Source organism: Paenibacillus sp. FSL K6-2862 (assembly GCF_038005125.1).
Lineage (GTDB): Bacteria > Bacillota > Bacilli > Paenibacillales > Paenibacillaceae > Paenibacillus > Paenibacillus illinoisensis_A.
The window spans coordinates 1-10,000 of the sequence record NZ_JBBOSN010000001.1 but is presented as its reverse complement, the minus strand read 5'-3'; the positions used below and the strand labels follow the sequence as shown (position 1 = coordinate 10,000).

The window sequence follows — 10,000 nt, the reverse complement described above, 5'->3', positions numbered from 1 at the left end:
GGCAGTAACAATCAGAACGTCAAGCTCCTGATCGACAACGTCCATACCAATGACAACATCGCCCTCATCCAGTGTGATCCCTTTTACCCCGGTTGCATTCCGTCCCATGGAACGAACATTACCTTCGGAGAAACGAATAGACATTCCGTTTGAAGTACCCATGATGATCTCTTGCTGACCATCTGTGAGTTTAACCTCTATGAGAGCATCATCATCACGCAAGGAGATCCCGATCAGACCACCTTTGCGGATATTGGTATAATCCTCAAGCGGTGTCTTCTTCACTACACCCTGACGGGTAGCGAAGAACAGATACTTGTCGCTCTCGAATTCCTGCACCGGAATCACGGCGTTAACCGACTCTCCCTGTTCAATCTGAATCAGGTTGATAATCGGTGTTCCACGAGCTGTACGTCCAAGCTCTGGGATCTCATAAGCTTTTAGACGGTATACCTTACCCTTGTCCGTAAAGAACATGAGGTAGTTGTGAGAGTTGGTTACAAATAGATGCTCGACAAAGTCGGTATCCTTGGTATCCATGCCCACGACTCCACGTCCGCCACGTTTCTGACTGCGGTATGTCGATACCGGCAGACGCTTCACATAGCCCGTGTGTGTAATGGTAATAATGACCTCTTCACGCGGAATCAGATCCTCATCCAGGATACTTTCTTCCCCAATGGTGATTTCTGTACGGCGATCATCACCGAAGCGCTCACGAATTTCTTGCAGCTCTTCACTGATAATTTCCAGTACCAGATGCTCATTGGCCAGAATCTCGCGATACTCTGCAATTTTGACCATAAGCTCGTTATATTCATTTTCAATGCGTTCCCGTTCCAGACCTGTAAGGCGCTGCAAACGCATATCCAGAATCGCTTGAGCCTGATCATGACTAAGTGAGAACCGCTCAATCAAACCTTCTCTGGCTGCATCTGTATTACTGGAGGAACGAATCAACGCAATAATCTCATCGATATGATCCAGTGCAATGCGCAAACCTTCCAGAATATGTGCACGGGCTTCCGCTTTTCTCAATTCGAATTGTGTACGTCTGCGAATAACCTCAATCTGATGCTGCAGGTAGTGATACAACACTTCACGCAGGTTCAGGATTTTTGGCTCCTTATTCACAATTGCAAGCATATTGATACCGAAAGTCGACTGCATTGCCGTGTGCTTGTACAGATTGTTCAGTACAACACCCGGGTTCACATCTCTGCGAAGCTCAATGACAATGCGCATTCCGTTACGGTCGGATTCATCCCGAAGATCCGTAATACCATCAATTTTCTTGTCGCGAACCAACTCAGCAATCTTCTCCACTAGTCTTGCCTTATTGACCTGGTAAGGAATCTCGGTAACAACGATACGTGCCTTGTTGTTATTTTCCTCGATGTTCGTTTTGGCCCGCATTGTAACAGAGCCGCGGCCTGTCTGGTAAGCCTGACGGATTCCGGAGCGTCCCAGAATATAACCGGCCGTCGGAAAGTCTGGACCATGAATGTAATCCATCAATTCCATGGACGTAATATCCGGATTTTTAATCATGGCCTGAACGCCGTCAATCACCTCTCCCAGGTTATGAGGAGGGATGTTCGTTGCCATACCTACCGCAATCCCGCCGACACCATTGACAAGCAAGTTAGGAAAACGAGCAGGTAAAACAACTGGTTCGCTCTCTTCACCGTCATAGTTCGGTTGGAAATCGATCGTATCCTTGTTGATGTCTCTAAGCATCTCCATGGCAATCTTGGACAAACGTGCTTCCGTATAACGCATGGCTGCTGCCATGTCCCCATCGACGGATCCAAAGTTACCATGTCCATCAACATGCATGTAACGCAGGGAGAAATCCTGTGCCATCCGTACCATCGTTTCGTATACGGCGGAGTCACCGTGCGGGTGATACTTACCGATAACTTCGCCGACGATTCTGGCTGATTTTTTATGTGGTTTATCGGGTGTCATGCCTAGCTCTGACATTGCGTACAAAATACGCCGGTGAACCGGCTTCAATCCGTCACGTACGTCAGGCAGGGCACGGCTAACAATGATGCTCATCGCATAATCCATAAACGATTCACGCATCTCGACGCCAATATCCCGATCTTTAATCTGCGAGTTCATTTCTTCCGCCATGCTGGACCTCCTTCTTGTCCTTCAACAAACGTTCCATTCAGTCATTAAGATAGTATATGTGAAAAGCCTAACAAGGCTAAAACCGCGCAAGAACGCTACTCTTTATTATATTACTTTCACAAAAGTTACACAATTAAACGTCCGCTGGGTAATAGCCTTTCTTCCGGGAACTTTAAGCAGTCTGGGGATTAGCCCTGCCTTCCTCTCCGTTTACACATACAATGCTAGAAAAGCGGCATATGTACTGCGTGTATTAAGGCTGGTGCCGTTCCCGTTCTACGTCCAAACTAGCAATTGTGCAGCCAAACGCACAAAACGTCATATTTCTCTATTATACCACTGATATCATCTCTTGTCCTTTGATTTCTCCGTACTGCTGCTCTTAGGGAACTCTCATAAAAACAAGAAAGGACTGGTGGCTTCTTGAGTATCCAGCGTGTCTCCAGCAAATGGACCAAAACAGTTGTGTTGCAGCGCAGCCGTACTGTGAATGAATATATCCCTGTCACAAGGCAATACGATCGCCAAACTCTTGAACGGATGACCGAACTGTTTGAGCTCAATTATATTAAGCCTGACCATGGGACCTACGGTAATGGGGTAATGCGAGTAAAAACAGTCCACTCCTTCAGTGAACCTCCACCCTTGGATCACTCCAATACAGAGGAGGGCATTACTGAGGAACCCTCCCTTGCCGAATCCAACTCACAGGATCTGGAGACTTCCTCACTCCGGTTTACATCCTATCAGCTCCAATATGGCACGAAACAGGAGTCGTATTCATCTCTAGAGGAGCTCCATCAAGCTCTGGAAGAGCGAATTCAGGGACACCTTTACCTTATTCAGCAGGGCATCCCTCTCCTCAAACACGAAGATCTGCCATTTGACTTACGCGTGCTCACGCAAAAGAATCTGAAGAACAACTGGGAGACGACGGGCATTCTCGGCAGAATTGCTGCACCGGGAAAAATCATAACCAACATTCATGGTGGCGGACGGCTGGCCACATTCGAAGAACTGGTACTACCCCATCTCCATGCAACCGGATTACAGAAGCTGCGCAGCGAGCTTTACCGACTTGGTATTCATACTGCTGTTCAGTTGCAAAAGTCGTTTCCAAGACTCAAAGAGATCGGTATTGATATTGCCCTCGATGAAACAGGCCGCCCCTGGATTCTGGAGGTCAACACACTACCTGGTATCTATGCCTTTGGCTTACTGCCTGACAAAGAGGCCTATCGCAGGATTAAACGATATGCAATTGCCTACGGCAGGTTGCCCTCCAAAAAAAAGAAAACATCACGTAATGCTGCCAAACCACAAGCATCCTCTTCTAAAGTGAAAAGTCGGGCACGCTAACTTGTGGATTCCCGGTTCCAACAGCCTACTAAAGTGAAAAAGGCGCCCAGCAGGCGCCTCTTCCCGTATCATCAGATATCGAGGTTTTTTACATATTTCGCATTTTCCTGAATAAAGTCACGACGAGGTTCAACATTATCTCCCATCAGGGTGTCGAACATCGCGTCCGCAAGCATTGCATCACTGATCGATACTTGCAGCATCGTCCGGCTTTCAGGGTCCATCGTGGTTTCCCACAGTTGTCCGGCATTCATCTCGCCGAGACCTTTGTAACGTTGGACATTGAACTTCGCATTTTCACCGAGACTCGCAATAATTTCATCACGTTCCTTCTCGGAACCGGCATAACGAATCACTTTGTTGCGCTCAATTTTGAACAATGGCGGTTGTGCAATGTACACATAGCCTGCCTCAATAATTTTGCGCATGTAACGATACAGGAATGTCAGCAGCAGGGTCCGGATATGGGCACCATCGACATCGGCATCGGTCATCAAAATGATTTTGTGATAACGGGCTTTCGAAATATCGAAGTCGTCACCAATCCCGGTACCCATTGCAGTGATGATCGCCCTGATCTCCGCATTGCCCAGGATACGGTCAAGACGGGCTTTTTCCACGTTCAGAATTTTACCGCGCAGCGGCAAAATCGCCTGGAAATGACGGTCACGACCCTGCTTCGCAGAACCTCCTGCAGAGTCACCTTCGACAATGTACAGTTCACTGATCGAAGCGTCCTTGGAGGAGCAGTCAGCCAGTTTACCTGGCAGGGAGCTCACTTCAAGTGCACCCTTACGTCTTGTCAATTCCCGAGCCTTACGTGCTGCTTCGCGTGCACGAGCGGCTTGCAATCCCTTTTCCAGAATGCGGCGGGATACCGAAGGATTCTCTTCCAGGAACTCCTGAAGCTTCTCGGCAAACAGGGACTCTACAATTCCGCGCACTTCGCTGTTACCCAGCTTCGTCTTAGTCTGTCCTTCAAACTGCGGCTCAGGAATCTTGACAGAGATAATAGCCGTAAGACCTTCACGTACGTCATCCCCGGACAAGTTACCTGTGCTGTCCTTGATTACACCCGCTTTGCGTGCATAGTCATTAATGATCCGGGTCAATGCACTCTTGAAGCCCGATTCATGCGTTCCGCCCTCATGCGTATTGATGTTGTTGGCAAATGAATAAATATTCTCGGTGTAGTTGTCATTGTATTGCAGGGCAACTTCCACCTGGATATTATCTCTGGAGCCTTCAACGTAGATCGGAGTTTCATGCAATACTTCACGCTTTTGGTTCAGGAAGGATACATATTCAATAATCCCACCTTCGTACATAAACGAGTTCGTTGCGCCTGTGCGCTCATCTGTCAGCGTAAGACCAATACCCTTGTTGAGGAAAGCGAGCTCACGCACACGGGTAAGCAACGTTTCGTAATCATATACGGTTGTCTCCGTGAAAATTTCCGGGTCCGGGTGGAACGTAACCGTTGTTCCCGTTTCATCCGTTGTTCCTAGTGTTTTCAGGTCATACTGCGGAGCACCACGGCGGTATTCCTGTTGATACACATGTCCGTCACGTTTAACGGTAACGACCACTTTTTCGGAGAGGGCATTCACAACAGAGACACCGACCCCGTGCAAACCACCGGATACCTTGTATCCGCCGCCGCCAAATTTACCGCCTGCATGGAGCACGGTCATAACAACCTCAAGTGCAGGACGTTTCATTTTGGCATGCTCGCCGACAGGGATACCCCGTCCGTTATCGACGACAGTGACGCTGTTATCTTCGTGAATACTGATCTCAATATGGTCACAGTAACCCGCAAGCGCCTCATCGATACTGTTGTCCACTACTTCCCAGACCAGATGATGCAGACCTTTGGCACTGGTGGAACCGATGTACATCCCCGGACGCTTCCGTACGGCTTCCAGTCCTTCGAGGACTTGAATTTCATTCGCATCATATGACGGTTGATTCATAGACATGCCTTTCACCTACTTCTATAGATTCAATATCGTAAATATGCGTTAACTAAGAATGCATGCTGAATGATCATCTTTTCTTTCTTTCAGCAAGTAGTCCAAACTAAAGACAAGCAGCAGAAGGCATACTATACCTTACCTGAAGAGCTCTAAAGATCAGGGAAAATGTGAGCGCGCTTCTTAAGTGTGGCTGAGGAAATAGGTGAATAGTACACAATATTCTTGGTCACGACAATAGACTTGGCTTCCTCTTCGCCGATGCGTTCCACTGTTTTTTCCTGTTCGGCATGCGTGACATACTGCTTGGAGATTTTAGAGGATTTTTCAATCGATATATCAAAAATAGCGACCAATTCGGAAGAACGGATAATTTTCTCGCCGCCCAGATGAATGTACATGTCCCCTCACTCCTTAGCGTTCAACCTGTCCGGCATGAACATGATAAATACTGGCATCTTTGAGCTTGTCAACGTTCAGGCTCTCGATTCCCGTAGCTGTAATAAAGGTTTGCACCTTGCTCTGGAACGTTTCGATCAGCTGCGTCTGACGAAAAGGATCCAGCTCGGACAACACATCGTCAAGCAGCAGGACCGGATATTCTCCGATTTCTTCGTGGATCAGTTCAATCTCCGCAAGTTTAAGAGACAACGCCGTTGTGCGCTGCTGCCCCTGCGAACCATACGTTTGTACTTCCCGGTCGTTAATGAAAAAGGACAGGTCATCCCGGTGCGGCCCACTAAGGGTTGTGCCCCGGCGAATCTCCTGCTCTTTCATTTGTGATAATTTTATCATAAATTGGTCCATTAAAACAGCTTCATCTTCCTCAGCGGCTTCGCTGAAGGATGGAAGATAGGCCAGACGCAGCACTTCCCCGCCTCCGGTGATCCCCTGATGAATCGTTTCAGCCCACTTTTGCAGTTTCTTTATGAATTGTTTCCTTTTTTTGACGATTTTAACACCATGTTCAGCCAGCTGTTCATTCCAGATCTCCAGCATCGTCTGGGCAGAGGCATCCTTGCCCCATAACTGTTTCAGCAGGTTGTTTCGCTGGACAAGCACTTTCTGATACTGCTGAAGATGATACAGGTAGCCTGGTGCCACCTGACCGATCTCCATGTCAAGAAACCGGCGGCGTACCCCCGGTGTGCCTTTGACAATCTCCAGATCTTCCGGTGCAAACATAACCACATTGAGTGCACCGACAAAATCGCTTAACTTTCGCTGCTCAAGCCCGTTGATCTTGGCCTTCTTCCCTTGTTGCGACAAAGACAGCTCCAAATTGACGGTTCCATACTTTTTGTCGACTTCTGCTGCAAGTCTGGCACGTTCCTCACCGAAACGAATCAGCTCCTTGTCGCGGGATGTACGGTGGCTCTTGGTGAGCGCAAGCACAAAGATGGCCTCTGCAAGATTGGTCTTCCCTTGGGCATTTTGCCCGATTAACAGATTCACTGGACCGAAAGATTCCAGCTTCAGATGTTCATAATTGCGGAACTGCTGCAGATCAATGCTGTTGACAAACAACCGGTTAACCTCCCTTTTATCCCGTCCGTCAGGAGGCAGCAGGGATCAAACTGTTTATTCTGCGGCAACTTCGAACGCGCCTTCTCCGTCCACCTCAACGATATCCCCAGGGTATAACTTGCGTCCCCGGCGTTCCTCTGGCTCTTTATTCACACGTACAAGTCCTTCCTGAAGCAGGGCTTTTGCCATGCCTCCGGTCGGGATGCAATCTGCCAGTTTCAAAAATTGGTCAAGCTTAATATATTCCGTACGAATCGTTACTCGGTTCACTGGAATCTTCCTTTCGTTAGTTGGTCGTCCGGTAAGGCAAGATGACGTAAAGGCTGTGACTGTCATCCAGCGGTTTCAAAATGATCGGGCTCATGACGCCGGTAAAAGCGATCATCAGCTGCTCACTCTCCACCACTTTCAGCACATCCAGCATATATTTGGAGTTGAACGAGATTTTCAGCGGATCGCCGGTAAACTCGGCTGGTTCAATTTCTTCTCTTACTTTTCCCAGCTCAGAAGAGCTTGATGAAATTTCGATCGTTCCGGATTCCATCGTCTGCATGCGCACAATGTTGGTTTTCTCTTCACGCGACAGCAAATAAGCCCGGTCAATCGACTCACTTAATTTTTTGGTATCCAAAACAAGTTCTGTTTTGTAAGAAGTCGGAATAATTCTAGAAGTATCCGGATATGTTCCGTCCAAAATGCGTGAATAGAACAGGACACGGTCAATTTTGAACAGGACCTGATTGTCAGCGACTACGATATCCACAAGCGTATTTTGATCAGGCACGATTTTGCTGAGTTCGTTCAGCGTTTTACCCGAAATGACGACATTGTTGAAACGCACTCCCTCTGCATTATCCAGCATTGCTGAACGAGTAGCAAGACGGTGGCGGTCTGTTGCCACAAATTTCAACTCATTGTCACCAAGGCTCCAGAGTACACCTGTCAGGATTGGAGTTGTCTCATGGGTGGAAATGGAGAATACCGTTTGCTTCACCATGTTTTTAAGCAGATCACCTGGAATGGATACCGTTTGGTTCTCTTCGATGCTTGGCAATACCGGGAATTCCTCCGGATCCAAACCTACGAGTTGAATTTCGGTAGCACCTGCCGAGATGAAGGTGTTGAAATTGTCTTTGACCTCCATGTGGATTTCCTGGGAAGGCAGTTTCTTGATGATCTCGACAAAAAACTTGGCTGGCAGTACAACACTACCTGGTTGTTCAACCTGAACTACGCTTTTATCTCCCTCTTCAAGCGGGATAAAGGATTGAATCGATATATCCGTGTCACTTGCTGTCAACGTCACACCTTGATGATTAACGTCGAATTTGATCCCGCTCAAGATGGGGATTGTCGTACGGCTGGAGATAGCTTTGGATACATGCTGGATGGATTCGTTCAAGTAGCTTTTCATTATGCTGATTTTCATGGTTTCACTCCTAGCGGATTTTTTGGCTGTTTGGGTATTGAAGGGTGTTAAACAAAAGGCCGAAGGCCGAGCTTTAAACGGCGTATTTGGAGATGATATCTTTAAGATCTTTTTAGTAATAATAGTAATAGGGGCACTGAATATGTGGATAAGTGGGTACAAACCCATAAAATTAAGCCTATCCACATGTGTACACGTTGTGCATAGGCTTGGGACTTGTTCAGGTTGGATTCTTAATTTTTTCGGTTAAGTTGTTGATAACTTTGTAGAGCTCCTGATCGGATTTGATCGATTGGGAGATTTTTTCGTGCGCATGAATCACAGTCGTATGATCTCGTCCTCCGAAGGCTTCCCCAATTTTGGGCAGGGAGAAATCGGTTAGTTCACGCGATAGATACATGGCAATCTGTCTAGGGAAAGCAACGGCTTTGGTCCGCTTCCGTGCTTTGAAATCTTCAAGCTTAAGGCTGTAATACTCGCCGACCTTTTGTTGGATGTCTTGAATAGTGATCATTTTAGGACGGCTGGAAGGAATGATATCCTTCAATGCTTCTGCAGCCAGATGAGTTGTTACGTCTTGATTCGTCAGTGAAGAGTAGGCAACCACCCGAATTAGTGCGCCTTCCAGTTCACGAATATTGGTATCGATCTGGTTGGCGATATACATCATTGCTTCGTTAGGAATATCGAGGTTTTCCGCACGCGCCTTTTTCCGCAAAATGGCGATCCGTGTCTCGAGATCCGGAGGCTGGATATCCGTAATGAGTCCCCATTCAAAGCGGGAACGAAGCCGCTCTTCCAGAGTCGGAATTTCCTTCGGTGGTCTGTCGCTGGAGATAATGATCTGTTTCCGTTCCTCGTGCAGCGCATTAAACGTATGGAAAAATTCCTCTTGTGTTGATTCTTTTCCCGCCAAAAACTGAATATCATCTATAAGCAGAATATCGACATTCCGGTACTTGTTACGGAAGCTCTCCCCGCGGTTGTCACGGATGGAGTTAATGAATTCGTTCGTGAATTTCTCAGATGACAAATAAACAACCTTGCTCCCCGGATCATGCTCCAAAACGTAGTGGCCAATGGCATGCATCAAGTGGGTTTTGCCGAGTCCAACTCCCCCGTATAAAAACAAAGGATTGTATGCTTTGGCGGGCGCTTCAGCGACCGCCAGCGATGCGGCATGAGCAAAGCGGTTGCCTGGTCCAATGACAAATGTATCGAAAGTATATTTGGGATTCAGCATGCTGAGAACCGCTTCTTCCTGTACTACCGTAGGCGTTGGCGCCGGCAGCTGCGGATCCGGTTCAGCAGGCTTGTTCTCTTCGATGACAAATTTCACATCGACTTGCTTGCCTAGCAGTTCATATACTGTCGAGCCTACCAATTTGGTGTAACGGCTCTCCAGCCATTCGACGGCAAACGTAGTCGGCGCGGAAATGACAATTGAACTGTCATTCAGCTTCGTTGCTTTGGTTGCTTTGAACCAGGTATCGAAGCTGGGTTTGCTGAGCTTGTTTTGTATGATTGATAAAATTTGCTGCCATAAATCAGAAGTATGGCTGTCCAC

At 47.5% G+C, this 10,000-nt stretch carries 8 protein-coding genes (1 of these 8 cut by a window edge); 1 reads left to right on the top strand and 7 read right to left on the bottom strand.

The window, feature by feature from the left end:
• On the bottom strand, positions 1-2,142 hold the 5' portion of the coding sequence (gene gyrA / locus MHB82_RS00040) for a DNA gyrase subunit A (RefSeq protein WP_341173540.1). It extends 411 nt beyond the left edge of the window; 2,142 of the gene's 2,553 nt are visible here — the first part of the coding sequence; the start codon lies at positions 2,140-2,142; the stop codon falls past the left edge of the window.
• A 423-nt stretch (positions 2,143-2,565) separates the two neighbouring features.
• Between gyrA and MHB82_RS00035 the strand changes: the two genes are divergently transcribed.
• The gene (locus MHB82_RS00035) at positions 2,566-3,501 is read left to right on the top strand and encodes a YheC/YheD family protein (RefSeq protein ID WP_341173539.1); all 936 of its coding nucleotides are present in this window, start codon (positions 2,566-2,568) and stop codon (positions 3,499-3,501) included.
• Positions 3,502-3,572: 71 nt separating this feature from the next.
• Here the strand turns inward: MHB82_RS00035 and gyrB are convergent, their stop codons facing one another.
• The 6 genes from gyrB to dnaA form a co-directional block, all read right to left on the bottom strand.
• Positions 3,573-5,483: a DNA topoisomerase (ATP-hydrolyzing) subunit B gene (gyrB, locus tag MHB82_RS00030; protein WP_095293521.1), complete on the bottom strand. Its 1,911-nt coding sequence runs from the start codon at positions 5,481-5,483 to the stop codon at positions 3,573-3,575.
• Positions 5,484-5,629: 146 nt separating this feature from the next.
• Complete coding sequence (gene remB / locus MHB82_RS00025; protein ID WP_095293520.1) at positions 5,630-5,878, bottom strand: extracellular matrix regulator RemB; 249 nt, start codon at positions 5,876-5,878, stop codon at positions 5,630-5,632.
• A gap of 13 nt (positions 5,879-5,891) precedes the next feature.
• Complete coding sequence (gene recF / locus MHB82_RS00020) at positions 5,892-7,004, bottom strand: DNA replication/repair protein RecF (RefSeq protein ID WP_095293519.1); 1,113 nt, start codon at positions 7,002-7,004, stop codon at positions 5,892-5,894.
• 54 nt (positions 7,005-7,058) lie between these two features.
• Complete coding sequence (gene yaaA, locus MHB82_RS00015; RefSeq protein WP_056697580.1) at positions 7,059-7,274, bottom strand: S4 domain-containing protein YaaA; 216 nt, start codon at positions 7,272-7,274, stop codon at positions 7,059-7,061.
• Between the two features lie 16 nt (positions 7,275-7,290).
• The gene (gene dnaN / locus MHB82_RS00010) at positions 7,291-8,433 is read right to left on the bottom strand and encodes a DNA polymerase III subunit beta (protein WP_095362172.1); all 1,143 of its coding nucleotides are present in this window, start codon (positions 8,431-8,433) and stop codon (positions 7,291-7,293) included.
• A 220-nt stretch (positions 8,434-8,653) separates the two neighbouring features.
• Positions 8,654-10,000: chromosomal replication initiator protein DnaA (gene dnaA / locus MHB82_RS00005; RefSeq protein ID WP_445671211.1), on the bottom strand; the 1,347-nt coding region annotated here is incomplete at its 5' end.